Here is a 24,935-nt window from a genome sequence, read left to right as displayed (position 1 = left end):
TAGAACTGCAATTTATTACAAACAGATGAAGTTCAATAGATTAGATATTCAGATTTTACTGAGGACGTTTGGGGTGATGTCATTACTTTTGGATTCCGGGATGACAAAATTCCATGCTTTTTACTTAGGAAGCAGCTTCAATTGAGCAATCACGTTAGTGTTTTATGTATCATTTTTACGCGAGTAATAATTCGTCCATTTATGTAAGGATAGAAAACTGCAATTTATTACAGATAGATGAAGTTCAATAGATTAGATATTCAAATTTTACTGAGGACGTTTGGGGTATTGTCCGGTTATGTCGCATAAAAGAATCCCTAAAACGCCGAAACCCGCGCTGGGCGCGGGTTTCAAGCGATTTGTGAGCGGACCGGACGGGACTCGAACCCGCGACCTCCGCCGTGACAGGGCGGCATTCTAACCAACTGAACTACCGATCCATTGCTTAACCTTTTGGGTCTTGCAAAGTTATTTTGATAATGCTTTTAATCTTAAGAGCTACCCGGATCGCTGAATGTATTCTAACCAACTGAATTACCGATCCTTACCTCGAAACGTTTTCGCTGATAGCGTGTTCGTTTTTGGGATGGCAAAGATAGTAGTTTTGGGCTTTCTCCAAAAAAGTTTTTTAGTTTTTTTATTGAAAACTAATAAAAAGTGGAGAGCAGGGACATTTTAGGGCTGTCGATTGGGTGATCGGTATGCTGGCTGAAATATCCATTAGCCGGCCGCCTCTTACAATTCTGGGCCACACAGCCCTAAAAATAACAGCAATCAGAGATCTGGTTGAAAGTTGGGAGATAGAGAAAGTAGTTGTTTTGTTACTATTCCAAAACAAGTGACCAAAGTTGACATCAAACTCTATTGGTTTCCTGAAAGTAAAAATCACACGCTAAAGAAACGAATCTCTTTCAGTGATTCTCTTCAAAATATTATAACAAAGGTTTTTTTCTAATTATTTGCTCTCAACATCTTTTGCATGTTTGAGGATATTTAATGTACCTAACACACCTAATTATTCGATGCATTGAAAAGTAGTATTATTAAAAATTCATATTTGAGAAACTACATCGTCAACATCATGCTCAGGTGAATATATTTTTGGCTAAAGAAAGAAATCTGGAACGATTTTTTAACAGGTAAGGGAACACTAATTTATCCACCAAAAATGTAGTTACATGAAATCTATTTCCTATTTTATCACCCTTGCGGCTACGCTAGCAGTTTTGAATGGCTGCTCCAAGGATGATAAAGACAAAAAACCTGATTCTCCATCTACAGGCAAACCCGTGGAGACCAAACCGGCCAATACCAGCTACCCACCTGCATTTACCGGGCAAACACGTATTAATGGTGTTACTACCGCCGCTGCTTATCAGGCAACTGTTCTCACATCTGCATTGACTGCCCCCTGGGGCATCACAAGCCTGCCGGATGGTCGGTTGCTGATCACCGAAAAAGCAGGAAGAATGCGTATTGTTACGAACACCGGTACAGTAGGTAACCCCATCACCGGTATTCCGGCAGTTAATGCTGGTAACCAGGGTGGCTTGTTAGGCTTATGTATTGACCCACAGTTTAACTCAAACAGAATGGTCTATTGGGTCTTTTCTGAACCTGTAACAGGAGGTACTGTAACCGCAGTAGCCAAAGGCAGGCTTGCCGACAATGAAGCCAGCATAGAGAACGCAACAGTGATCTACCGCGCCAATCCCGCTTATAATGGCACCATGCATTACGGAGGCCGCATTCTTTTTGATAAAACCGGTAATCTGTTCGTGAGCACCGGCGAACGGTCAGATATAGCTACACGGCCATTGGCCCAGTCGGTAACGGCGGCTTTGGGAAAAATTGTCCGCATTACCACCAATGGAACGGCTGCGCCCGGAAATCCTACGTTCAGCCAGTCAGGCGCTTTGCCGGAATTGTATAGTATCGGTCATAGAAACCCGCAGGGAATAGCTATTCACCCAACAACCGGCGAGCTTTGGCAAAGCGAACATGGCCCCCGTGGCGGCGATGAAATTAATCGTATTAAGGCAGGCGCTAATTTTGGCTGGCCGGTTATTACTTACGGTATCGAGTATGGTGGACAACCCATAGGCAATCCGCCTATACAACAGCAAAACGGTATGGAACAACCGGTTTATTACTGGGACCCGGTTATCTCACCCAGTGGAATGACATTTTACAAAGGCAATCGTATTCCTGAATGGGAAAACGATCTGTTCATTGGTGCGTTAAGTGGTACTCATATTGCACGCCTGGTGATAGATAATAACAAGGTGGTAGGGGAAGAAAGATTGCTGGCAAGCGAAAACCAACGATTCAGGGATATTACACAAGGAAAGGATGAAGCGTTGTATGCCATAACCGATGGTGGCAGGTTGTATAAGATCGATAAGAAATAATAATTAATTCCTGTAATGAATAACGATGCCATCCCTGGTCCGGGATGGCATTTTTGTTTTTGAAGCAGGAGACTTATCTAATCCCCTCCTCCTGCTGCTCCCGGTAACCGGCCCTTGATCCACTTGATCTGTCCATTGTGGTTAGATTCATGCTCCACCACATGAAACCATTTGCAGTAATTATTGGTGGGCTGGCCGCCAAAAAATTTTGGGTCTACTGTCATCAGCCATTTATCGTCACGCTTGCGCAGTTCGGTCAGGGTCTTCTCGCGGGTTTCGGTGAGAATGTTAACGTAATAAGCCAGGTCATGACCTTTTATGGTTTTACGGCCTTCCTCGCCCAGCCTCATGGGAATTGACCAGGTAGCTTTGTCTTTAAATTCTTTCAGTCCTTCAAAAGTATTACCCTGGTAATAAACTTCGGTGGCCGCCAGGTGCAATAACATTGCTCCGATAGTGTTTGATTTGGGATCATGCAGGTAGTCCAGTTCTTCCTGTTTCATTCCTTTCACCGAACGCAATACAGTTTCGCGCATCCAGTTCATCATAGATACCAGGGTCCCTATCTGTGGAGAGAAACCTTCTTTGGGCCCTATAATATGGATACCATCCTCAACAGTACTTTCAGCGGCCATCAATATCGTTGGTAACGCAGTTAAACCGGCAGTAAGGGTGGCAGTAGTTTTAATAAATCCCCTGCGGTTGGTTGTAATTTCAGCTTTCATAACATAAGTTTTGTTACCTCTGAAGTTACCACGATTTGATCAACCGGCAATATCTACAAAGTGGTAGTAGGATAATTACCAGCAAGCCGAAAGGAATTATGACAACTCCTAATGTATTTCCTGATCACTCTCCTCCTCCTTAGGCTTCAGTCACAAAAAAGAGGATCCCCGATACATCGGAGATCCCCTTTGCATTTTAGGGCTGACTAAAATTCAAACCCCTTGCGAGCCACGGATCAGATCTACAAACTTTTGAATTAAACAAGTGCTCCAAAAACCAGGCTTAATGCCCCGTTGCAGTCCGCTGGTGTATATTTCTATCGGCAGGCGTACGTCTTTCACCAGGTTCACGCCTTGTCATTAACACCGCTCCAACTTCAAGGAGACCTAATATCAGGTGCGGTTGCCAAATGTATTCGGCAAAGCCAAACAGCCAGGGCGAAACAGCCAGCAACAAACCTGAAACAAGATCAAGCATAAGATGTGTACGCATTGAGATCATGCGGGTTACACCCAATTCATAATCTGTTAGCAAACTGTATAAGATCGTTGATATACCCAGGATTACCGGTACCCATGTTTCTGCACCATTCCGCGCAAAATCAAATATCCATGGCGCTGCTATGAGTAATACCCCCATAATATAATCCAGGTATCCATGGACCCTCGTGCTTATTAGTTTCATAACATCAGCATTTAGTTACAATAAAAGCTTCACAAGTTATGCCAGCCTGCATAGTCTGGCTATGCCAGTATTGGTAAGCCTTTTGTTACCTGCAGCCAGCAACATTAATGTGATGTATTATGAGTATAATTATAGGCATTATTTAAAAACGTTGAGATCGCTACTCAATCAATATATCCTTATAACAGGAAATAATGCGCGGCATGAATTTTATGCGAATCGTTATGTCCCGCCAAATGTAGTGTCAAATAAATAATTGCTTCCTGGTTTTTGCTTCGTTAAAGGGCGACTTTACCCAACGAAACATAGGTATTACATGCTTATTGAAAGCGTGCTGTAATTCAGTTTTCTTAATTAAAATAAAATTCAACGCATATGTTTTATCATGTTAAAGAATTACAATTCAATGCACGGGTATCAAAACCCGATCCTGCATTTGCTACTTTATTATTAGAACAATTCGGAGGCGCTAATGGTGAGCTGGCCGCAGCTTTACGCTACTTTGGTCAGGCATTTGGCGCCCGAAAACCTTATCCTGATAAGTATGACCTGTTGATGGACATCGCCACCGAAGAGTTCAGCCACCTGGAAATAGTTGGCGCTACTATCCAGATGTTATTGACTGGTATTAATGGTGATTTAAAGAATGCTGCTGATAATTCAGAGATCATGAAATTATTGAACGGAAAAGGCGCTAAAGAACAAATGATCCATGAAGGGATGACGGCTCCACAGTTCCTGGTTGGCAGTGCCGGCACTCCGGCTTACACCAATACCCAGGGTGTTCCCTGGACCGCAGCCTATATTAACGGCGATTGCACAGGAGATCTTACTGCCGATCTCAGATCTGATATTGCAGCCGAATCAAGAGCCAAAATGGTATATGAATACCTGTTGCAATTTACCAACGATCCGTATGTAAAAGACACCCTGCGTTTCCTGATGACAAGAGAAGTAGCGCACTTCCAGATGTTTGAAGCAGCGCTGGGAACCATTCAACCCAATTTCCCGCCAGGCGTTCTTCAAAGTGATCCCAGGTACAGCAATCAGTATTTTAATATGTCTACCGGCAACGATTTTTCAGGCCCCTGGAATGAAGGCCAGACAAGTCAGCTTGCTGAAAATTACCAATACGTAGAAGATCCGATACAGTATATACTGGAAACACATGGATTAATGCAGCAGCAGCCAATGGGAACAGACCGTACGCCTGAAAGGGTTGATGCAATGGACCGCGAGCTTAGTGGCATTCGGAGTGAAGAAATAAATGTTGCCGCTCCTATAGGTGAACAACAATGGGATGAGCCAATGGGAGAAAGCACCAATGAAAAATCAAAACGTAAAACCAAATCGGGCAAAAGTGGAAAAAACGATCAATCAGGCCTGTAATACATCCGCTGGCAGGCAGGGAAAAGACGAGGATTTAAACATTGTTTATTTTACCGATCCTTTGTGTTGTTGGAGCTGGGCAATGAACCGGCAACTGGCCCAACTAAAAACAGCATGGAATGGGACCATACACTGGCGGTATTGCATGGGCGGTTTATTGCCGGCATGGAATAAGTACATAGATTCCCTGAATTGTATAAGCCGCCCGGCCCAAATGGGACCTGTGTGGATGCAGGCAAGTCAAATTTCCGGTTTACCCATACCACACAAAATATGGGTTGATAATCCGCCTGCCTCTTCCTATCCGGCTTGCATAGCTGTAAAATGCGCCATGCTTCAATCCCCTGCCCTTGGTGAGCTATATTTCCACTATGTACAGGAAGCGATCATGGTACATAGCCTGAATATTGCGCAATATGAAGTATTGCAGCAGGTGGCTGAACAGGTTGCTGCAGCGATGGCCAGCTTTGATCTTGTTCGCTTTTATGACGACATGAAAAATGGCAATGGACTGGAAGCATTCCGTAAAGATATACAGGAGGTGAAATATCGTTCCATTCAACGATTTCCGGCATTGTTAATACAGCGTGCCGGTCAACAATCGATCCTGATCACAGGATACAAACCTGCAGATCTCTTGATCTCTATAATTAAAAATCCGGGTTGATCCCGGATTTTTAATTCAATCACACCCTCAACACCCCACGAAATCCTCTAACAGCATAATAAGATTCTGCACCATTGTGATACACGAACACATGACCATAACGTCGATCGCAAAAGAGAGCGCCGCCGTGTTCCCTGATATCATCAGGCGTTTTTACCCAACTCGACGTTTTCTTATCAAATTCTCCCAGTTGCTGCAGTTCTCTGTATTGCTGTTCCGTTAACAGCTCAATGCCCATTTCACCTGCCATATCAACAGCACTGTTTTTCGGTTTATGTTCTTTCCTCGATTCCAGCGCTTCTCCATCATAACAAATACTTCTGCGGTCTTTCGGGGTTTCCGCTGAACAATCATAAAAAATGTATTCGCCCGTCTTTTTATCATAACCAACAACGTCCGGTTCACCACCCGTTTCTTCCATCTCATTAAGCGACCACAGCTTTTTAGGATTTGCTTCCAGCTTTGCTTGTATGGTAGCCCAGTCAAGACCTTTATGACGGTTCCCATTTTTTTCAAAACGAACTTTTAACGCTTTGAGTAACGCTTCCCGTTGTGCCGATGACAACGCTTTTTTATTACCATTGCTATTTTTCATATGTCTTATTATCTACTGCTATATTAATCATTTATTCCCTTCCCTAACGGATGTTTTTTGTGAACGGCGCCATCATTATTCTTCCGATCTTTAGGAAACAATAACAAACGATGCTCCCCCTTGTTGATGCTTTGCTTACGGTACTCCATCTGTTGATCATCGGGTTTAATTTATTCGGCTGGATCTTTCCCGCTACCAGGAAACTTCATTTTATCGTTATCATGCTCACTGCAGGCAGTTGGTTTATATTGGGTATATGGTTTGGCATTGGGTATTGCCCTATCACCCACTGGCAATGGGAGGTAAAAGAAAAGTTGGGAGAAGGTAATTTACCGGGATCATTTATCACCTATTTCGCCAATAAAATTACCGGCCGCCAATTCACCGATGATTTCGTTAACAAGGTAACGTTGGTGTGTTTCCTGGCAGCCGTTCTGCTTTCAGTATATGTTAATTTCATAAAACGGAACAAGGGCCGGCGCTAAAAACGATACATAAATAATTATTTCCAATACCTGCTAACAGTTATCCATCCTGCTGAAAATGTACTCCGATATAGCAATCAGACCGCTTGAAACGATTTTTGCGGGCTTTTCATAATTAACCTTTTCACCAGAGCCCTGTTTTGTACTTTGGAAAAACAACCTCCGAAAAATATGGCTGGTAAAATTGACAGAAGGAACTTTCTTAAGATCAGTACGGCGGCAACTGGCGGCCTGCTCATTTCTTTTGTGATCCCTGCACCCGCGGAAAGTCCGACCCCGGCAATTGCACCAGCCAATAAATTCAGACTGCATCCTTTTTTACGCATTGGCGAAGACAACAGCATCCATATTTCGATACCGAAAGTAGAAATAGGACAAGGCATCTGGACTACTTTACCCATGCTCATTGCAGAAGAACTGGATTGCGATTGGAATAAAATTATAGTTGAGCACAGCCCACCCGGAACAGCAACCGATTATTCAGAACCCATTTTGAAATCTACCGGCGGATCAGAAACAACCAAATCAGAATTTGATAATTATCGCCTGGTGGGCGCTACCGCCCGCACCATGCTGGTAAATGCTGCCGTTCAAAAATTTGGAGTTAAGGCCAGCGACTGTAAAACGGAAAATGGATTTGTTATAATTGGCGAAAAACGGGTCCCTTATGGCGACCTGGCAAATGAAGCGTCTTTATTACCCGTGCCAACCGTACAACTTCGGGAAGCCAAAGACTGGAAAATTATAGGCCGATCTAAAAAACGGTTAGATGCACGCGAAAAGTTAGATGGCTCGGCAAAATATGGAATAGATGTTCAGTTTCCCGGTTTGCTTACAGCCGTGGTTGCCCACGCGCCTGTTTTTGGCGGACAAGTTGCTTCTTTTGATGCAAGCAAAGCTAAATTGATAAAAGGTGTTAAACAGGTTTTACAAATTCCCACTGGCATTGCTGTTATTGCAGATAATTTCTGGGCAGCGAAAAAAGGGCGGGATGCCTTAATAATTCAATGGAAACATGGCGTTCATGAGAACATTGACACAAAAAGCCAATTGAATGAATATCGAAAATTGTCAACAACAAAGGGCATTCCAATTGTGCAAAAAGGCGATTGTATTGCAGCATTAAAAAATGCAGCGAAGTCAATCAATGCGGAGTTTACTTTTCCTTATCTGGCGCATGCGCCCATGGAGCCGTTAAATTGTACGGTTAGAATTTCGCAGGATAAATGCGAGATCTGGGCCGGCACCCAATCGCAATTATTACATCAACTGGAAGTAGCTGCTTTCTTAGGATTGAAACCTGAACAAGTTGAATTCAATACCCCTTACATTGGCGGAAGTTTTGGCCGGCGGGGTTCATTTAGTCTCGACTGGGTTATGGAAGCAGTGAATATCGCAAAAATTAGCGGGCAGCTTATCAAATTGATCTGGACAAGAGAAGACGACATTCAAGGCGGCTATTACCGCCCTGTTTATTTGCATCGGGTACAGATCGGGGTTGATAAAGCAGGTTTTCCTGTTGCCTGGCAACATACCATCGTAGGTCAATCGCTTTTTGTAAACAGCCCATTGGAAAAATACATCGTTCATAATGGCATCGATTATAGTTCTGTTACCACAGGCTACCCCTATGCAGATGCCATTCCTGACAAGTCTTTTGAATTAGTGACCACCACTAACGGCGTTCCCGTTTTAGCCTGGCGATCAGTGGGCCATACACATGGCGCCTTTGTTATAGAAACTCTTATAGATGAACTGGCCGCTCTGGCAAACGTTGACCCTGTTGAATACAGGCGCAGGTTGTTAAAGGATCATCCGCGCCACCTGGCCGCATTAAACCTGGCAGCAGCAAAAGCGGAATGGCACAAACCATTACCCCAGGGCAGGTATAGAGGCGTTGCGGTTCACGAAGCAATGGGAAGCTATGTAGCACAAATAGCAGAAATATCAATTGAAAATAAAAACATCCGGGTACATCGGGTCGTTTGCGCTATTGATTGCGGCGTGGCAGTAAATCCCGATGGCGTCATTGCACAAATGGAAGGCGGCATTGTCTTTGGTTTAACCGCAGCCTTGTATGGCGAAATAACACTTGAAAAAGGTCGCGTTCAGCAATCCAATTTTCATAATTACAGAATGTTGCGAATGAATGAAACACCCGCCATTGAAGTTCATATTGTTCCCAGCACCGGGAAAATGGGCGGCGCCGGCGAACCGGGCGTTCCGCCTATTGCTCCGGCTTTGGCAAATGCCATCTTCGCAGCAACCGGACAACGACTTAGAGATTTACCTTTACGTTTAAAGTAGAACAGATCACTTTGACACAATGTTATCGTGGCTAAAAGAAAGCTTACCTTTGCGATTGGAAGGAAATTGGAATCGTCATCCGGGGAGTTACGCTCTCTGTCAATTTAACCGCTAGTCCAATGCGATCAACACACATGAAAGGTAAAGACTTCGATTTTTTAATTACCCCAGGTGATATAGAAATTAAACCGGAGGACTTTGACAAGCTGATGACACCAGACTCCCTGCCCTGGGCAAAAGTTTCCAAAAACGACGCTACCGCTTACACCGTTGGTAAAGATGAATTTTCCTATTCCAGGGAAACTACCGGAATAAAAATGACCTTCAATGCGGAGATCACATTTGAAAAAGCCAGGACAATTGTAGAAGAAGTAGCTGATAAACTAATTAAGTACACCGGACAGGAAGTAGAAGTTATTTTCGTACCAACAGATGTTGATTAAATAATGCTGCCAATACCAAAAAAGGATCATCAGCAACGATGGTCCTTTTTTGTTTCAGGCTATTCACTCATTGCGCCCATACCCCTGAAGCGGCTGTTTTCCGGGCAAATTCACTAAAATCGTTTGGCTTTCTTCCCAGCGCCTGCTGAACACCATCGGCAATGGATTCGTTGCGGCCATCCAATACTTCTGTAAACAGGTAGGTAACCAGCCAGATCACGTCTTTAGGCAATCCATAATCGGCCAGGATAGCTGAATACGCATCTATCGGTACGCGTTCGAACGTAATTTTCCTGCCTGTGGCCCGGGCTATTTCTTTGATGGCTTCTTCAAACGTCAATAAGCGTGGGCCTGTAACCTCATACAACTTTTTATTGTGCTTTTCATCCGTTAGTGCCGCAACCGCTACATCGGCAATATCATCGGCATCAATAAATGGTTCGCCAATATCACCAACAGGAAGCGGCATATGACCAGCCAGGATCGGTTCCAACCAACTGCCTTCGCTAAAATTCTGGCAGAACCAACTGGCCCGTACAATTGACCAATCTACTCCGGTATTCATCACTACCTTCTCACACACTTGCGCCTCCTCTTCTCCCCTGCCAGATAACAATACCAGTTTTTGCACTCCTTTCTCTACAGCCATTTTAGTAAAGGCCTCCATGACTTTACCGGTGCCAGGCACAGCCAGATCGGGATAATAAGAGATGTACACATACCTGATATTGTTCAATGCCTTTTCCCAGGTAGCAGGGTCATTCCAATCAAACCGGGGATTACCGGAACCCGAAACGCCTCTTACAGGAATTCCACGATCTAATAGCCTTTGTAAAACCCTGCGTCCGGTTTTACCGGTTGAACCGGTTACAAGAATTTGTTTGTGTTCTGTTGTTGTGTTGCTCATAGTTTTAAATTTTAATCAAAACTAGCGGCAGCACATTTTTTAAAATTGTACGAAACCGACAGGAGCCATTTTTCCCAACAGATATAAATAGGTTTTAATATCCTTGCGACTGCATGGTCTTCTTAAATTCAAGTGGAGAAAATCCGGTAAACTCTTTGAATACCCTGATAAAATAAGACTGGTCGAAGTATTCATTTTCGTAAGCAATATCTGAAAGCTTATCGTAGCTGCTTGAACGTAATTGATGAAGCGTTTCCTGAAAGCGGCAAATTCTGGAGAATAATTTGGGTGAGATACCAATCGCCTGGTTAAACCTTCGCTCGAGGGTGCGCTCGGAAAGCTGGAGTTTTTTATGTAATTCTTTTAATAACAGATTTCCTTTTGATTGAACGATCAGTCCTATGGCATACCTGACCGCCTCATCTGTTTGCCTGGTATTATTTTGCTGTTGCAATAATAAAAAATCAGCGAGCATTTTTATTCTGCCTTCTATTGTTTCTTCATTAATAAATTGCTCGGAAAAGCTTACAGTTTTTTTAGTTTGAAGGGATGTAATATCAATACCGGTATTGGTCAGTTCGTTCGCATTAATACCAAAAACAGATCGCAAAGCATGCGGCTGAAAGTTGATCCCTATTGCCGAAAACTTACCCGAATAAGTAAGTTCAGATGCTTTAATTGATTGGCCATGCAAATAGATCCCGGGTAATTTCTTTTTATGAATATCACAAACGGCGCTTTCCGATTCAACCATGATCACACCGGGGCATCCATCCGGGAATGCCCTGAGTGTCATAACAGGCGTATCGATGCCGCTGCTAAGCGCCCAGAAGCTTTTTATGAAAGGCGTCAGGTTTTCAGGAGGTGCAAATGTTTGGAAATTCATTACACTTCAGATTATACATACACAAGTTAACCAATTAATTAATGGTAAAGTTGTTCTATAGCCGAAAATAGAACAATGCGTATCTCCCATGCCCGGGCATGAATATTGAATATAAGTACAAAATGCTCATTACCTCAACATTACACGGAACAGAAAAAAACAATAACACAACCACATTTTCTGTTTGGGCGCCATTATGCAATCGAATGGTGCTGCACCTGGTACATCCTCATGATAAGGAGATGGAAATGACAAAGCACGAAGAAGGATACTGGAAAATATCAATAGATGATCTCCCCGATAATGCCACTTACTTTTTTAAACCTGATGGTGAAAAAGATTATCCCGACCCGGCATCTCAATTTCAGCCCCAGGGTGTACATGGTCACTCACAAGTGGTAAATCATCAATTGTTTGCCTGGACTGATCAGCAGTGGAAAAGCATACCCTTGCAAAATATGATCCTATATGAATTGCATGTAGGCACCTTTACAAAAGAAGGGACGTTTGAAGCAATCATCAGCCGGCTGCACGACCTGAAAGAAACCGGTATAAATGCCATTGAACTAATGCCCGTTTCGCAATTTGCAGGCAATCGCAACTGGGGCTACGATGGCGCTTATCCTTATGCTGTTCAAAATACCTATGGCGGGCCTGAAGGATTGAAAAAACTGGTTGATGCCTGTCACCGCGAAGGCATTGCAGTTATCCTCGATGTTGTTTATAATCACCTTGGGCCTGAAGGCTGTTATTTTTCCAGTTTCGGTCCTTACACTACAAACAAGTATAATACCCCCTGGGGAAAGGCGCTTAATTTTGATGACGCATGGAGTGATGGTGTACGGGAATATTTCTCCAATAACCCCCTGTACTGGTTTGAGCATTTTCATATTGACGGACTTCGATGTGATGCCATACATTTTGTGTTTGATAACGGAGCTGTAAACTTCTGGGAGTATACACATCAAAAGGTAAAAGCATTGGAAGAAAAGCTTGGCAGGCCTTTTTTGCTGATCGCAGAAAGCGATTTGAATAGTCCCAAAGTTGTTCAACCGCCCGAACTGGGCGGGTACGGTTTCGACGGACAATGGCTCGATGATTTTCATCACGCGCTCTATGTGCTGCTCGATGAAAAAGGGAAAGAGCGTTATTACGATTTTGGGACCATGAAACAGTTGGCCAAAGCGTTTACAGATGGTTTCGTGCACAGCGGAGAATGGGTGCAATTTCGAAAAAAACATTTCGGCGTATCTTCCAAAGGTGTTCCCGGAAATAAATTTATAGCACACAATCAGAACCATGACCAGATTGGCAACCGGGTACAGGGAGAACGATTATCTATGCTCGTAGATGTTGAAAAACTTCAACTGGCAGCGGCGGCTCTCCTGCTTTCTCCTTATGTACCGTTGTTATTTATGGGCGAAGAATATGGCGAAGATGTTCCTTTTTATTTTTTTGTAAGCCATACCGATAAAGAACTGGTTGAAGCAGTAAAGGAGGGCAGAAAAAAAGAATTTGCCTCATTCCTTAATGAGGGAGAGATATTTCCTGATCCGCAGGCGGAAAAAACTTTTATGAAATGTAAACTACAATGGCATAAACGTCATGAAGGGAAATACAAGATGTTACTCAACTGGCATAAGGAATTGATCCGCCTTCGCAACAGCCATTCCATCTTTCAGTATACAGATAAGAAATATATAAGCGCGGAAGTGTTTGGTGGAAAAGGATTAGCAATTCATCGGCGCAGCGAAAACGCAGCACATCATTTAATATGTTTATTCAATCTTTCTGAAAAGGAATTGCATTATCATCTGCCTTCAAGCCAACCGGCCTGGCATTTACTGCTGCATTCAAAACAACCTCAATGGCAGTATCAACACACCTCAGAAAATTATAAGCCTGTTCTGCAAATGAATGGCAATGAGAAAGTACAGCTGCCTCCATATTGTGTTGTAGCATATGCATCCATGCTACAATGACGATATGTCGTTCAACTTCACCAGTATTCCTTCATCGCCGCCTAAATAAATGGCGCCGTTTACATACATCCCTTCCAGTTCATTATGCGTAGATGCTACAATGGTTCCGTTGATCTGTACATGAGGAGGATCAAAATAACTTACTGCATGGGTTAAATTAAGTACAACGAGAAACTTTTCTTCTTCCCACTCCCTGGTGTATGAAATGAGCTGATGATCTGAATGAACGGGCCGGTAGTTGCCAATTCGCAGGGCAGGTTCTTTTTTACGGATCTGTATGAGCTTGCGATAAAACGAAAGCATTGAATACGGGTCATTTTGCTGCACCTGTACATTCACCCGCTTATAATTCCTGCCCAGCGGCAACCAGGGGGTTGCATTGCTAAAGCCGCCGAAATCACTGGCATCCCATGGCATTGGTGTTCGTGCCGGGTCTCTGCTCAGGTTTTTGCCAGGCATATTGAGCCCTTGCGGGTCCTGAATCTGTTCCTTTTCTATAGGAACATCCATCATGCTTATTTCTTCACCGTAATATATGGTTGGCGTGCCTCTGAGTGTAAGCAGCAACATGGCAGCAACCCGGGCCTGATGCATTCCTACGCGGCTGGCTATACGCTGCTGATCATGATTGCCGAGCACCCAGTTAGGCCAGCCGTTCACCGGCAATGCACCTTCATACAGGTCAATGGCTGTTGCAATTTGCGTGGCCTGCCATGGCAGCGTGAGTAGCTGAAAATTAAATGGTAAATGTGCTCCCAGATTGTTTACCCCATAATACACTACCAGTTTTTCAATAGGCAGGTAAATTTCTCCTATAATTACTTTTTTACCATAACTGTCAACCAGGTTTCGCATTAGCCGAACAATGTCGTGCACTTCCGGCTGGTCGGTTGAGTAAACCGGCAATAATTTGTTGTAATCGGGTTGCAGCTCAGTATAATCCGGGTTAGGTGGGTTATCGCGAAGCTGACTGTCTTTGATCATGTGCCACATCACATCCACCCGAAAACCATCTACCCCTTTATCGAGCCAGAATCGCATAACGTTCAACATGGCCTGTTGCACCTGCGGATTGCGCCAGTTGAGGTCGGGTTGTTCTTTCAGAAAAGCATGATAGTAATACTGCCGGGTATGTTCATCCCACTGCCAGGCATCACCGCCGAAAACGCTAAGCCAGTTATTGGGTGCACTGCCGTCTTCACGCGGGTCTACCCATATATACCAATTTCTTTTAGCATTATCGCGGCTCGATCTTGATTCAATAAACCAGGGATGTTCATCGGAGGTATGATTGGGAACCAGGTCAAGTATCAGTTTCATCCCAAGCGCATGGATGCGGGCAACCAATAGCTCAAAATCTTCCATGGAACCAAATACCGGATGCACATCTGTATAATTGGAAATATCATAACCGAAATCCTTCATGGGCGATGGATAAACAGGCGAGAGCCAGATAACATCTATACCAAGCCATGACAGGTAATCTAATTTTTGTATGATCCCTTTTAGATCGCCGATACCATCACCGTTTGTATCTTGAAAAGACCGGGGATATATTTGGTAAATAACATCCTGTTGCCACCAGAGAAACTTTTCCTGCGCCATTGTTATATCGTATTATGCGATTCGTGATGAGGAATTGTACTACGCTACAAGAGCCAGGACAGGACTTATTCAATGAGTTACAGAAAATTTAATGCCAGGGACTGAGGGGAATATTCAGTTGAATGCACTGAACCAATAGAGAATGCATTAAAAATAAAAGCCCCCATAAGGAGGCTCATTTGTTTGCTTTCCAACTTAAAACTACCTGGTAAATAAAAAGCGGCACTGACCATCCCATCCAGAAAAGCGAGGGAGAAATAGCTTCGAAAGTCCCGAACCCTATCTTCAATAAGAATTTTAGCGTCAGACCTGAAACAATAAATGCCAGGGTTACGATATAACTCCGCGTCATCCATTCCTGGTGTAGTTTAAACTTTTTTTGCAGTGCCGCACGATAGGCAATGACCGTGGAAATGATCCAGACACTTACCCATACTTGCGCAGAAAATGCATAAGCCCAGTTGACGTCATAAACCGTAGTAAAGCTGAGGATTACGGCGCATATTGAGCTTACCAGTATTGCCAACAAATAACCAACGCCCACCCACCGGTGTAATTTGATATAACGCGCCCTGAACCTGCTCCAGAATTGCAGAGGTCCCAGTACCAGCGCACCGCCGCCGCCCGTAATATGCGCGATCAGCACCCACTTATAGTTAAAATATTTTCCCAATGCTTCCGGCGTCAATTGTAGGAAATGATCAGCGCCGCTCATGAAGTGCCGGGTAACAACAAAGATGGCTACCCAGAATAAGAACTGGCGAATAGTGATCAAACGGAACCACGAAATACGTTTGGCAGATCCTGCCGTATCGGAAGGTTTCAAAATTTCAGGCATAGTATAAACTTGAAAAGTGAATAATTGCCTGCAAATTCGCATGCTGGTCCAAGAAATAAAATAACCGAATTGATTTTCAGGTACCGAATAATTTTTCGGTATGAAAAGCCGGGTAATTAATTCAGGAAAAAGTTAATTTTAACAATAAAAAGATGTACGAAAGAAAGATACAGGAAGACCTTGACTGCGGCATCATCGTGGCCATGAAAGTATTTGGCGCAAAATGGAAACCCTGCATCATAGATGCCATTAGCCGGGGTGCTAAACGTCCCAGTGAATTGCATCGCGAAATAACTAACACAAGTCCCCGGGTGATCGATATGCAACTGAGTGAGCTGGTAGCTTACGAAATTCTCTCAAAAACTATTCATCCTGGTTTTCCTTTATGCGTGGAATATTCGCTGACTGAATTGGGAGAAAGCATTCTACCTATTTTAGCCCGGTTAAATGAATGGGGAATCAAAAACAAAGAGATAGTAAAGAAGGTCAGCAATCAACAAAATGTTAATGAAGATCTGACTGATAAGAAAAACAAATGGAGCACTGTCAGCTCCGTTTGTCAATGACACACCCGCAATGCAAGTACTACAAAACAAAAAAGTTATCACCAGCATGGCGATAACTTTTATTATAGATCCGCATCAGGTGCGTTGAGCCCGCTTAATTAATTTCAATAGCGCCAATGGTAGGCGTACCGGTTCGCTTCTTCCCTGAGTAATCATAGGTGGCATAACCGGTGGCGGCTCCTTTAATGGCCGCACTTCCGGCTTGTGGTTCAAAATTATTTGGCGCCAGCGTCAGCAATGGATTCACATTATTTAAACTTAAGTCTGTTCCACCATAAATATCTTTAAACGCAGCCTGCCATTGATCGAAAGGCTTTTCATTATAAAATTTGGGGATCCAGATAAAAGTAGGCGCTGTGCCGGAACTCCAGTAAATATTGTTCTTGAAAACCAGCGGCCCTTCTGTTGGCTTTGTATATTCCCGGTCGGTACTGGTTATTATTCGTGGACGCGTAGCTGATTGTATAAAAACATTATTTACAAACTCAATTCCTTTGTTCGGCGTATAGCCAATACCGCCTTCCGTACTGATCAACATGCCGCTGTGGCTTCTAAGTGCGGTCATATAACAGGTGTTGTGATAAAAGCGCGAATTGGAACTGGAGCTGGCGGCAAGTGCGGCTCCGGAAACATTACTGATGATATTATTAACAACCAGTCCGTCATACGATTCATAAGGACCATCTACCAGGCGATTTTCGTCTGTTTGTTGTCCAAGCATGATGGCACAATACCCACCGCTGGCGGAGCCAAAACCTGTATTGTTGATGCGATTGCAGGCGAAGATGGGCTTACGGGCATTTCCTTTTGCATACATGGCTACATCAGGAAGGTCATGCAAATAGTTACCGATAACACGAATATTATCAGCGCCGGTAATATCAATGCCTTGCGAATTACCACCAGGTTTAACAATGGCGGGATCGGCGTAGATCTCCGAATTTAAAATGGCCACATTATTGGCAGTACGAACGATTTTTATAATATCCGGAACGGCACAACATAAATTACAACTGTCGATCTGCACATGCGGCATATCGATCTTCACGGCATTGGCATCTGCTCCACCGGCTGAGGTTGACATGATCTTCAACCCTTTAATACGCCAATAGGCTGATGCGCACACTGAACCAGCTGGTGCATATTCATCACAGCTACTGGTATAAAAATAAATGGTTGCAACGGAACTGCCTCTCGGGTTTCCCTGCAACGTAACCGATTCACCCGGCGCAGCCTTTAAGGTAACCCATGCATCGGCAGTACCAAACCCCGTATTAATAACAGCTCCCTGGTAAGTGCCGGCACGCATTATTATTATACCGCCGGGTTTCACCAGCGATACCGCTTTGTTGAGTGTTTTCAGTGGTGCGGTAATGGTGCCCGCTGCGCCATCATTGCCATCGGTGGCTACATACAGCGTAGCTCCGGTGCCTACACCTTTAACTACTTCAACATCATACACATTCGTGGGGTTGGCAACTGTGGGGGGATTATCACCCGGCTTTGGATTATCATTTGTTGAACCGGGTGGTTCTTTCGGATTGTTATCGTTATCTTTCTTGCAGGAGGTCAATGACAAACATATAACAACTAACAGGCAGGTAAATACAGTAAATTTTTTCCTCATAGATTGAGCTATTTTCATTAGGTACAGTAATTAAATAAACGATATACGTTTACAATGAATATGCCAGTAAGTATAATAGCTAAACCCGGTAATTAAAAATTTTAAAGATTACCCAAAGCCCTTACTTAAGAACGTCCTTCACTTTTTCTGCTTCACCCGGTAAGTAATGTTCATGTGTTTGAATGGTCTCAGCTTTTTGTTTGCTCATTCTCATTTGGAAGACATCTACCAACAAGGCAAATGCCATAGAAAAATAAATGTACCCTTTAGGGATGTGAAGGCCCAGCCCTTCGCCGATCAACGCAAAGCCGATCAGCAATAAAAAGCTAAGTGCAAGCATTTTAAAGGCAGGATGCTTATTTACAAACCGGCTTATAGGTTCTGCAGCAACCAACATGATCGCTACGCTTACGATCACCGCGGTATACATCACCCATAATTCATCTACCATACCTACGGCTGTAATTATGCTGTCTATAGAGAACACCAGGTCAAGAATTAAGATCTGGCCAATGGCGCTTCTAAACCCGGTCACTTTAATTGTCTTTGACGTGTCGCCTGGCACTCCTTCCATTTTATGATAGATCTCCGATGCACTTTTATATAGGAGGAATAGGCCACCGGCAATTAATATCAGGTCTTTACCGGATATCCCTGTTGAAAAGATCGTGAACAGGTTGCCCTCCAGTTTCAGCACCCAGGATATGACGGTCAACAACAACAACCGCATTACCATGGCTAATAACAGCCCTACCCTTCTTCCCTTCTTTTGCTGGTTTAGCGGCAACCGCGATGTAACTATTGAAATGAAGATGATATTATCTATGCCCAGTACCACTTCTAATAATATCAAAGTCAGCAACGCAATTATTACTTCCATATGTACTTGTTTAAGCTGTAAAAAGGATGTTTTTAATCCATTTTTCCGCTATTATAGGCTTTTCTATTTTACCATGCAATTGACAGGCCTTCCTCTTCAATAATTAACTAAGTATTAATGTTTTCATGTTGGGGTAGTGATTTTTATTCATTAAGTTTGGTTAAATGACAGGTATTTCCTTACATACACAAATTACTCGCTTTGTCAGGTATATTATACTTGATATAAGCAATTGTGTTACCTGGTCATTTCCCGAATTTGTACCATTTTGTCCGCGGCTTTATTACTTCTCTACATTTAAAGACTTCAACCGGTTAACCCTTGCCTGATCCGCTTAATGGATTGGGATTATTGATCGCTTTGTAATAATCTCCAGTATTAACGGTTAAAACATTTGTCATGTACCGGAATCAACGACCTGTTTCGATTGGTAAGGCTATTGCTATACAGTTAGTCCTGATAAGCGCTATTGCATTACAAGATGGAATGGTAGCCGATCCGGAATGGTATTCGCTGTTATGGATTACCATTCCGTTGCTGTTGATCTGCGGCTTTTTATATGAGGAGGATTAGTAGTAAAGAAACTGCCAGGCATAATATTATTTTTCTCATGGATGTATTTTTATGGTTGATTGGCTGATCAGCTACAATACCCAACCTACGAAATTTCGGCCAAATAATTACTTTTACGGCCAACACCCATTTCATGCACAACCTGTTCATTCAATACATTTTTCTTATTTTAATAATCCTGGCCCTGGTAATGTTCGCCAACAGGCTTCGCCTGGCCTACCCCATCGTGCTTGTATTGGGCGGATTGGCGCTCAGTTTCACCAGCACCTTCTCGCATATTACTATTGACCCCGAACTGGTTTTCTTTATTTTTTTACCGCCCCTGCTTTATGAAGCAGCCTGGCAAACCTCCTGGAAAGAGTTCTATAAGTGGCGAAGGGTAATTACCAGTTTTGCATTTCCTATCGTCATCATTACTTCGTGTGTGATCGCTTATGTATCCTATGCCACTATTCCTGGTTTTACCCTGGCATTGGGATTTTTGTTAGGTGGTATTATTTCTCCGCCCGACGCCATTTCCGCCACCACCATCATGCGACAGGTAAAAGTGCATAAAGAACTGGTAAGCATTATTGAAGGAGAAAGCCTGCTCAACGATGCGTCTTCACTTATTGTATTTCGTTTTGCATTGGCCACTGTGATCACCGGGCAATTCCATTTCCAGGAAGCCATCGGCAGTTTTTTCCTGGTCATTATCATGGGCACACTTATCGGACTCGCCATTGGCGCCATTTTCTTTGCCATCCATCACTGGTTGCCTACCACGCCCGGTATAGATATTATTCTAACATTGGTAACGCCTTATTGCATGTATTATGCTGCAGAGCAGTTCCATTTTTCAGGCGTATTGGCCGTTGTCAGCGGCGGTCTGTTGTTATCAAGCCAGAGACACCGCATGTTCTCCTATCGCACCCGCATAGAAGGCGTGAATGTGTGGGCCAGTCTCGTGTTTGTATTGAACGGACTTGTCTTTATGCTCATCGGTCTTCAATTGCCTGCCATTACCAGCCAGTTGGGTGATATCAGCTTAGGCAGCGCTATTGGATATGGATTGATCATTTCACTGGCGCTGATCGTTACCCGGATACTTTGCACACTGGGCGCTTCTGTTTTCACAACATTCATGAGCCGGTTTATTACTGTTGCCGAGGCAAAGCCGGGTTGGCGAAACCCGCTTATAGTAGGCTGGGCAGGTATGCGCGGCGTGGTATCGCTGGCCGCAGCCCTTTCCATTCCATTGCTCATCAATGGAGATCACCCTTTCCCTTATCGCAACCTGATCCTCTTCATCACATTTATTGTTATACTCGTTACGCTGGTATTCCAGGGACTAACGCTTCCCTGGTTGATCAGGAAAGTAAAACCCACAGCACCGCATAATACAATCCCCGACCACAAACAGGAATTGAAAATGCAACATAAAATTGTAAAAACCTCTATACAATTTTTGGAAGAAAAGTTTGGGGAACACTGGCGGAAGAATGACCATCTGAAGAACCTGCACGAACGATTTACATTAGACCTGAAATTCTTTACCGAACAACTGGAAGAGTCAGCTAACGCCAATGAGAATACATTGAAAAACTTTCAACTCGTTTACCTGGAAATGCTGGAACAGCAACGCAAAGCGCTGCTTGCCATGAACCATAAAACAGAATACGATGAAGAACTGATCAGAAAATATTTATCCTTGATCGATATGGAAGAATTCAAGATCCGGGAAAAGCTGGTTGACGACGCGTCATAAGCCTTATGATCTATGAAACCTTTTTATAGGGATAATGCTTCTTAATAACTTTATTCAGGTACTCCCCTTTGGAAGGAGCCAGCTTCAAAGCCTTATAAATATCGACAGGCACTTTTTTGTAATCATATATTTCACCTGAAACATAAGTTATCCGAAGCGTAGCAATTTCGGGGTAATAAACCATATGGGCTATTACGGTTGAAGGCATATACAACGCTCAAAAAAACTATGCCCGGTCATGGCATAAAAATTATGCTCTTTCTATTATGGCATTAATTTCCAACAGGAAGAAAAGACCGGTTCGCTCAGGCCGCAAGCGGAAAACACCAGCCAGCAGCCGGAAAGCAGGCATAAGAGCCCCATTTCCTGAGCGGTTCTCTCCTATGCTGGCTACACTGGTTGACAAACCTTTTGATGCCGACAACTGGTTGTTTGAAGTTAAATGGGATGGGTATCGCGCGCTCGCCTTCTGCAATAAAAACAACGTGTCGCTTATTTCGAGGAACAATAAATCATTCAACGAAAAATTCTACCCCATTACAACAGCCCTCGAAAAACTAAATTTGAGTGCGGTGCTCGATGGTGAGATCATTATTTCCAATAAAGAAGGCATCTCCAGCTTTGGCGATCTGCAGAACTGGCGCAGCGAAGCCGATGGCGAGTTGTTGTATTATGTATTTGACCTGTTATGGCTGGATGGTTACTTACTATTCGATGTGCCGTTGCAACAACGCAGGGAAATATTGAATGAAATACTTCCGGCACATCCCCCGATCCAGCTTAGTCAAAGCTTTAATGCGCCCGGCACCACCTTTTACGAAGTGGCCAGGAAGATGAACATGGAAGGCATCATTGCCAAAAAAGCCGATAGCGTATATACACCAGGCGTACGAACGAGAGACTGGTTGAAAATAAAAATCGCCAAACGCCAGGAAGTAGTGATCGGCGGCTTTACCCGCAACGAAGGCACTACCAAATTATTCAGCTCCTTGCTGGTAGGCGTATTCGAAAATGGCGAATTGCATTATACGGGTAAGATCGGTACCGGCTTTACCGATAAAGAACAGCGCGCCATGATAGCGCAATTCAAACCGTTGATCCGATCTACCTGCCCGTTTGATGTTGAGCCTGATTATAATAAACCATCCCGGTTCAGGCCGAATCCCCCGAAAGCAAAAGCTACCTGGTTACAACCACAACTGGTTTGCGAAGTGGCTTTTGCTGAGATCACCAGCGATGGCGTTATGCGGCATCCTTCATTTGAAGGCATGCGTATTGATAAAAATGCAAAGGAGGTGAAAGCGGAAAAAGCAAAGCCCACGAAGAAAGTAGTAAAAGAATCTATTCTGCATAAGGAAAAAATAATCACCCGCAGAAAACCCGGTGAACGCAAAACACTATTGAACCCCGGCGAAAAACAACAGGAACGCTCTATAAACGGGCACACGTTAAAATTCACCAACCTCAACAAAATATACTGGCCCAAAGAAAAGATCACCAAACGGGATATGCTGAACTATTATTACCAGGTAGCGCCGGTAATATTGCCTTACCTGAAAGACAGACCGCAATCGCTGAACCGGTTCCCCAATGGCATCGATGGTGAAAGCTTCTACCAGAAAAATGTAATGGGTAAAATACCGCCCTGGATCAACACCTTCCCCTACACCAGTGAAGGCATTAAAAAAAGTTTTTTAGTGCCCGTGCGGGAAGCAGATGTGTTGTACATGGCTTCGCTCGGTTGTATTGAATTGAACCCCTGGAGCAGCCGGGTACAAAAACCCGACAATCCCGACTGGTGCATCATCGATCTTGATCCCGATAAAAATCCGTTCAACCAGGTAATAAAAGCAGCACAGGTTACGCGTGAGGTGTTGCAAAGCGCCGACATTCCCTGTTATTGCAAAACATCGGGTTCAACCGGCATTCACATTTATATTCCGTTGGGCGCAAAATATCTTTATGAAGACTCCAGGGAATTTGGCCGGTTGATAGCCACGATAGTTCATAAACAAATTCCCCGCTTCACGAGTATTGAACGCGCTACCGCCGACCGCAAAGGGAAATTATATATCGATTTCTTACAGAATCGGCCGCAGGCTACGCTGGCAGCTGCTTATTCATTGCGACCCAAACCCGGCGCTACCGTATCTATGCCTTTGCATTGGGAAGAAGTAAAGAAAGGACTTAAAATGAAAGACTTCACCATTCACAATGCCGTGGCCCGCATAAAGGACGAGGGCGATATTTTCAAACCCGTATTAGGCAAAGGCATTAATATGAAAACAGCCATCACGGCGCTACAAAAGCTGTTTAAATAAGCTTTCCTGTGCCGCGTAGGGGAATGTTTTCTACAATAAGCACCAGCAAAGAAACCAATGGTACTTTGCCAGTTGCTCATTGTGTATTGCCTTTGACTGCCCCCACGCTGGTATAAATATTATATCCATATAATAAACACTTCCGGAAAATGGCTTCAGAAGAAAACATTTTTGATATCGCATTTGATGCAGACGGCACAAAGTATAAAGGCTGGGTAAACCCATCTGATAAAACCAACGACTCCGGGTTTCCGGCTTCTTTTCATGTAGTGCTGAACGACACCTCCTTTGGTTATTTATCTTTGAACAATAACGAATGGACAGCAAATGAAGATCGCCCTGAAGGATTAATAAAGCGGGTAGGTAAAGAAATTGAAAAGCATTATGCATTTTAATTGCACTACTTCTATTTTTCTATTTTGAACACGCATGCAAAGCTCACGCATGTTCGAGCACAACTTCCAGGTTCTTCAACAACTCCTTTGTATAATATAATTGCACCTGATCAGACTCGCCATCAGGCGGTTCTATTCTACCTGATTTCATTATTATACCTGCATTGGCAATGGCATAATAAGCAAACAGTTCGTTGTTCGATTCCGGCACCCTGGATGCATAACCGGTAATGGCCAATCCCCAATGACTATTGAATAAATTACATACCTGCAAGGCCATTTCATGCGCCACCTGCTCCGACACACAATTGCAGGCCATGGCATGAATTGGTTCAATATGCAAATGCCGGCTTTTTTGTCCGAGATTGTACGCAGTAATGCCACCCTGGTAAAATTTGGCAGCGTCTACCGCGGTGGATAAAGCCATCTGCATATAACCAGATGTAACGCTTTCCGCCACGGCAATGCTTTGCTGCCGGTTGATCAGCATTTCTCCAATTGATTGAATGATATCCGCAGGCATCTTCTTTTTCCTTTGCAGGAAATATTAAAAATTTGTGCCTGTCGCTTTACCTTTTCAATGGCTTTGCAGCTCATGGCAGGCAGTTATTTTGCCGAAAAAGTAAAATGAACCTGGTACCCGGTAACAACAAACCGGCCACTGATTTCTCCCCTTTGGGGGGCGGTGGGGTATTTATTGCGGTTTTCGAACTACATTTGCAGCCTTTAAACGGAAAGTGTATCATAAAATGCCCCGAAAATGCGTTGATACCTGCTCAGTAACAATGAGTTCTGTATCGGAGCGCAAGACTACCGGCGAATCATGGATTTTGCAGGGAGGAGCAGGTAAACGGGCGTTTATAGAAAACTTTTATTAAAAATCCTTCATCCCTTAATTTTA

Annotated in this window: 23 protein-coding genes and 1 tRNA gene; 12 read left to right on the top strand and 12 right to left on the bottom strand. The window is 43.7% G+C overall.

All coding sequences use genetic code 11. From position 1 onward, the window contains the following. Window positions 1-366: 366 nt before the first annotated feature. Window positions 367-440: transfer RNA gene (locus tag FAM09_RS26420), tRNA-Asp, on the bottom strand. Between the two features lie 738 nt (window positions 441-1,178). Between FAM09_RS26420 and FAM09_RS26415 the strand changes: the two genes are divergently transcribed. After that, window positions 1,179-2,411, top strand: coding sequence for a PQQ-dependent sugar dehydrogenase (locus tag FAM09_RS26415; RefSeq protein ID WP_136580173.1), 1,233 nt, complete (start codon window positions 1,179-1,181; stop codon window positions 2,409-2,411). A 77-nt stretch (window positions 2,412-2,488) separates the two neighbouring features. Here FAM09_RS26415 and FAM09_RS26410 read toward each other — a convergent pair whose 3' ends face one another. Together FAM09_RS26410 and FAM09_RS26405 are read right to left on the bottom strand one after the other, a co-directional pair. Further along, a complete protein-coding gene (locus tag FAM09_RS26410) occupies window positions 2,489-3,136 on the bottom strand; it encodes a DinB family protein (RefSeq protein ID WP_136580172.1) in 648 nt (215 codons plus the stop codon). 283 nt (window positions 3,137-3,419) lie between these two features. Beyond that, window positions 3,420-3,821 carry an SPW repeat domain-containing protein gene (locus FAM09_RS26405; RefSeq protein ID WP_136580171.1) on the bottom strand — a complete coding sequence of 134 codons (402 nt, stop codon included), beginning with the start codon at window positions 3,819-3,821 and terminating at the stop codon, window positions 3,420-3,422. A gap of 375 nt (window positions 3,822-4,196) precedes the next feature. Here FAM09_RS26405 and FAM09_RS26400 point away from each other — a divergent pair, with 375 nt between their 5' ends. Further along, window positions 4,197-5,210 (top strand): manganese catalase family protein, encoded by a 1,014-nt coding sequence (locus tag FAM09_RS26400; protein ID WP_136580170.1) that lies wholly within the window; start codon window positions 4,197-4,199, stop codon window positions 5,208-5,210. Then, window positions 5,182-5,877 (top strand): DsbA family protein, encoded by a 696-nt coding sequence (locus FAM09_RS26395; protein ID WP_243751788.1) that lies wholly within the window; start codon window positions 5,182-5,184, stop codon window positions 5,875-5,877. Before FAM09_RS26400 ends, FAM09_RS26395 begins: the two co-directional genes overlap by 29 nt. 19 nt (window positions 5,878-5,896) lie before the next feature. Here FAM09_RS26395 and FAM09_RS26390 read toward each other — a convergent pair whose 3' ends face one another. Continuing rightward, window positions 5,897-6,472 carry a DUF4256 domain-containing protein gene (locus FAM09_RS26390; protein WP_136580168.1) on the bottom strand — a complete coding sequence of 192 codons (576 nt, stop codon included), beginning with the start codon at window positions 6,470-6,472 and terminating at the stop codon, window positions 5,897-5,899. Window positions 6,473-6,582: 110 nt separating this feature from the next. Between FAM09_RS26390 and FAM09_RS26385 the strand changes: the two genes are divergently transcribed. From FAM09_RS26385 to FAM09_RS26375, 3 genes are all read left to right on the top strand, one after another. Beyond that, window positions 6,583-6,957, top strand: a complete 375-nt coding sequence (locus FAM09_RS26385) for a DUF2784 domain-containing protein (RefSeq protein WP_136580167.1) — start codon at window positions 6,583-6,585, stop codon at window positions 6,955-6,957. A 171-nt stretch (window positions 6,958-7,128) separates the two neighbouring features. Continuing rightward, window positions 7,129-9,264, top strand: coding sequence for a xanthine dehydrogenase family protein molybdopterin-binding subunit (locus tag FAM09_RS26380; protein ID WP_136580166.1), 2,136 nt, complete (start codon window positions 7,129-7,131; stop codon window positions 9,262-9,264). A gap of 119 nt (window positions 9,265-9,383) precedes the next feature. Beyond that, on the top strand, window positions 9,384-9,707 hold the full coding sequence (locus FAM09_RS26375) for a hypothetical protein (protein WP_136580165.1): 324 nt from the start codon (window positions 9,384-9,386) through the stop codon (window positions 9,705-9,707). 67 nt (window positions 9,708-9,774) lie between these two features. Here FAM09_RS26375 and FAM09_RS26370 read toward each other — a convergent pair whose 3' ends face one another. Both FAM09_RS26370 and FAM09_RS26365 read right to left on the bottom strand, forming a co-directional pair. Continuing rightward, the gene (locus FAM09_RS26370) at window positions 9,775-10,614 is read right to left on the bottom strand and encodes an NmrA family NAD(P)-binding protein (protein WP_136580164.1); all 840 of its coding nucleotides are present in this window, start codon (window positions 10,612-10,614) and stop codon (window positions 9,775-9,777) included. Window positions 10,615-10,708: 94 nt separating this feature from the next. Further along, a complete protein-coding gene (locus FAM09_RS26365; RefSeq protein WP_136580163.1) occupies window positions 10,709-11,500 on the bottom strand; it encodes a helix-turn-helix domain-containing protein in 792 nt (263 codons plus the stop codon). A 122-nt stretch (window positions 11,501-11,622) separates the two neighbouring features. Between FAM09_RS26365 and treZ the strand changes: the two genes are divergently transcribed. Continuing rightward, entirely contained in the window at window positions 11,623-13,482 is a 1,860-nt protein-coding gene (treZ, locus tag FAM09_RS26360) for a malto-oligosyltrehalose trehalohydrolase (protein WP_136580162.1), read from the top strand. Here treZ and FAM09_RS26355 read toward each other — a convergent pair. After that, window positions 13,474-15,087, bottom strand: coding sequence for an alpha-amylase family glycosyl hydrolase (locus FAM09_RS26355; protein ID WP_136580161.1), 1,614 nt, complete (start codon window positions 15,085-15,087; stop codon window positions 13,474-13,476). The two genes, treZ and FAM09_RS26355, sit on opposite strands and share 9 nt — an antisense overlap. 175 nt (window positions 15,088-15,262) lie before the next feature. Then, the gene (locus FAM09_RS26350) at window positions 15,263-15,925 is read right to left on the bottom strand and encodes a DUF2306 domain-containing protein (RefSeq protein ID WP_136580160.1); all 663 of its coding nucleotides are present in this window, start codon (window positions 15,923-15,925) and stop codon (window positions 15,263-15,265) included. A gap of 152 nt (window positions 15,926-16,077) precedes the next feature. Here FAM09_RS26350 and FAM09_RS26345 point away from each other — a divergent pair, with 152 nt between their 5' ends. Next, on the top strand, window positions 16,078-16,491 hold the full coding sequence (locus FAM09_RS26345; RefSeq protein WP_136580159.1) for a winged helix-turn-helix transcriptional regulator: 414 nt from the start codon (window positions 16,078-16,080) through the stop codon (window positions 16,489-16,491). 94 nt (window positions 16,492-16,585) lie between these two features. On the opposite strand, the gene FAM09_RS26340 is transcribed toward FAM09_RS26345, so the two are convergent. Beyond that, window positions 16,586-18,118: a DUF1565 domain-containing protein gene (locus FAM09_RS26340; RefSeq protein ID WP_166437279.1), complete on the bottom strand. Its 1,533-nt coding sequence runs from the start codon at window positions 18,116-18,118 to the stop codon at window positions 16,586-16,588. 121 nt (window positions 18,119-18,239) lie between these two features. Further along, window positions 18,240-18,998, bottom strand: coding sequence for a TerC family protein (locus FAM09_RS26335; RefSeq protein ID WP_136580157.1), 759 nt, complete (start codon window positions 18,996-18,998; stop codon window positions 18,240-18,242). A gap of 399 nt (window positions 18,999-19,397) precedes the next feature. Here FAM09_RS26335 and FAM09_RS30820 point away from each other — a divergent pair, with 399 nt between their 5' ends. After that, window positions 19,398-19,571, top strand: coding sequence for a hypothetical protein (locus FAM09_RS30820; protein WP_153825478.1), 174 nt, complete (start codon window positions 19,398-19,400; stop codon window positions 19,569-19,571). Between the two features lie 133 nt (window positions 19,572-19,704). Beyond that, on the top strand, window positions 19,705-21,318 hold the full coding sequence (locus FAM09_RS26330) for a Na+/H+ antiporter (RefSeq protein WP_136580156.1): 1,614 nt from the start codon (window positions 19,705-19,707) through the stop codon (window positions 21,316-21,318). A 10-nt stretch (window positions 21,319-21,328) separates the two neighbouring features. On the opposite strand, the gene FAM09_RS26325 is transcribed toward FAM09_RS26330, so the two are convergent. After that, window positions 21,329-21,526 (bottom strand): KTSC domain-containing protein, encoded by a 198-nt coding sequence (locus FAM09_RS26325; protein ID WP_136580155.1) that lies wholly within the window; start codon window positions 21,524-21,526, stop codon window positions 21,329-21,331. Between the two features lie 58 nt (window positions 21,527-21,584). Here FAM09_RS26325 and ligD point away from each other — a divergent pair, with 58 nt between their 5' ends. After that, on the top strand, window positions 21,585-23,639 hold the full coding sequence (ligD, locus tag FAM09_RS26320; RefSeq protein WP_136580154.1) for a DNA ligase D: 2,055 nt from the start codon (window positions 21,585-21,587) through the stop codon (window positions 23,637-23,639). 149 nt (window positions 23,640-23,788) lie between these two features. Then, the gene (locus FAM09_RS26315) at window positions 23,789-24,034 is read left to right on the top strand and encodes a hypothetical protein (protein ID WP_136580153.1); all 246 of its coding nucleotides are present in this window, start codon (window positions 23,789-23,791) and stop codon (window positions 24,032-24,034) included. 43 nt (window positions 24,035-24,077) lie between these two features. Here FAM09_RS26315 and FAM09_RS26310 read toward each other — a convergent pair whose 3' ends face one another. Next, on the bottom strand, window positions 24,078-24,557 hold the full coding sequence (locus FAM09_RS26310) for a CinA family protein (protein WP_136580152.1): 480 nt from the start codon (window positions 24,555-24,557) through the stop codon (window positions 24,078-24,080). Window positions 24,558-24,935: the final 378 nt, after the last annotated feature.

Origin of the sequence: Niastella caeni, assembly GCF_004834005.1 — a bacterium.
In the GTDB taxonomy this organism is placed as follows: domain Bacteria; phylum Bacteroidota; class Bacteroidia; order Chitinophagales; family Chitinophagaceae; genus Niastella; species Niastella caeni.
The sequence above is the reverse complement of the archived record's forward strand: the minus strand, read 5'-3'. Positions and strand labels throughout refer to the sequence as shown.

Bases quoted from the DNA above. Each gene is read 5' to 3' on its own strand.
- FAM09_RS26415 (WP_136580173.1), top strand. From the start codon at position 1,179: ATGAAATCTATTTCCTATTTTATCACCCTTGCGGCTACGCTAGCAGTT.
- FAM09_RS26410 (WP_136580172.1), bottom strand. From the start codon at position 3,136: ATGAAAGCTGAAATTACAACCAACCGCAGGGGATTTATTAAAACTACT.
- FAM09_RS26405 (WP_136580171.1), bottom strand. From the start codon at position 3,821: ATGAAACTAATAAGCACGAGGGTCCATGGATACCTGGATTATATTATG.
- FAM09_RS26400 (WP_136580170.1), top strand. From the start codon at position 4,197: ATGTTTTATCATGTTAAAGAATTACAATTCAATGCACGGGTATCAAAA.
- FAM09_RS26390 (WP_136580168.1), bottom strand. From the start codon at position 6,472: ATGAAAAATAGCAATGGTAATAAAAAAGCGTTGTCATCGGCACAACGG.
- FAM09_RS26385 (WP_136580167.1), top strand. From the start codon at position 6,583: ATGCTCCCCCTTGTTGATGCTTTGCTTACGGTACTCCATCTGTTGATC.
- FAM09_RS26380 (WP_136580166.1), top strand. From the start codon at position 7,129: ATGGCTGGTAAAATTGACAGAAGGAACTTTCTTAAGATCAGTACGGCG.
- FAM09_RS26375 (WP_136580165.1), top strand. From the start codon at position 9,384: ATGCGATCAACACACATGAAAGGTAAAGACTTCGATTTTTTAATTACC.
- FAM09_RS26370 (WP_136580164.1), bottom strand. From the start codon at position 10,614: ATGAGCAACACAACAACAGAACACAAACAAATTCTTGTAACCGGTTCA.
- FAM09_RS26365 (WP_136580163.1), bottom strand. From the start codon at position 11,500: ATGAATTTCCAAACATTTGCACCTCCTGAAAACCTGACGCCTTTCATA.
- treZ (WP_136580162.1), top strand. From the start codon at position 11,623: ATGCTCATTACCTCAACATTACACGGAACAGAAAAAAACAATAACACA.
- FAM09_RS26355 (WP_136580161.1), bottom strand. From the start codon at position 15,087: ATGGCGCAGGAAAAGTTTCTCTGGTGGCAACAGGATGTTATTTACCAA.
- FAM09_RS26350 (WP_136580160.1), bottom strand. From the start codon at position 15,925: ATGCCTGAAATTTTGAAACCTTCCGATACGGCAGGATCTGCCAAACGT.
- FAM09_RS26345 (WP_136580159.1), top strand. From the start codon at position 16,078: ATGTACGAAAGAAAGATACAGGAAGACCTTGACTGCGGCATCATCGTG.
- FAM09_RS26340 (WP_166437279.1), bottom strand. From the start codon at position 18,118: ATGAGGAAAAAATTTACTGTATTTACCTGCCTGTTAGTTGTTATATGT.
- FAM09_RS26335 (WP_136580157.1), bottom strand. From the start codon at position 18,998: ATGGAAGTAATAATTGCGTTGCTGACTTTGATATTATTAGAAGTGGTA.
- FAM09_RS30820 (WP_153825478.1), top strand. From the start codon at position 19,398: ATGTACCGGAATCAACGACCTGTTTCGATTGGTAAGGCTATTGCTATA.
- FAM09_RS26330 (WP_136580156.1), top strand. From the start codon at position 19,705: ATGCACAACCTGTTCATTCAATACATTTTTCTTATTTTAATAATCCTG.
- FAM09_RS26325 (WP_136580155.1), bottom strand. From the start codon at position 21,526: ATGCCTTCAACCGTAATAGCCCATATGGTTTATTACCCCGAAATTGCT.
- ligD (WP_136580154.1), top strand. From the start codon at position 21,585: ATGGCATTAATTTCCAACAGGAAGAAAAGACCGGTTCGCTCAGGCCGC.
- FAM09_RS26315 (WP_136580153.1), top strand. From the start codon at position 23,789: ATGGCTTCAGAAGAAAACATTTTTGATATCGCATTTGATGCAGACGGC.
- FAM09_RS26310 (WP_136580152.1), bottom strand. From the start codon at position 24,557: ATGCCTGCGGATATCATTCAATCAATTGGAGAAATGCTGATCAACCGG.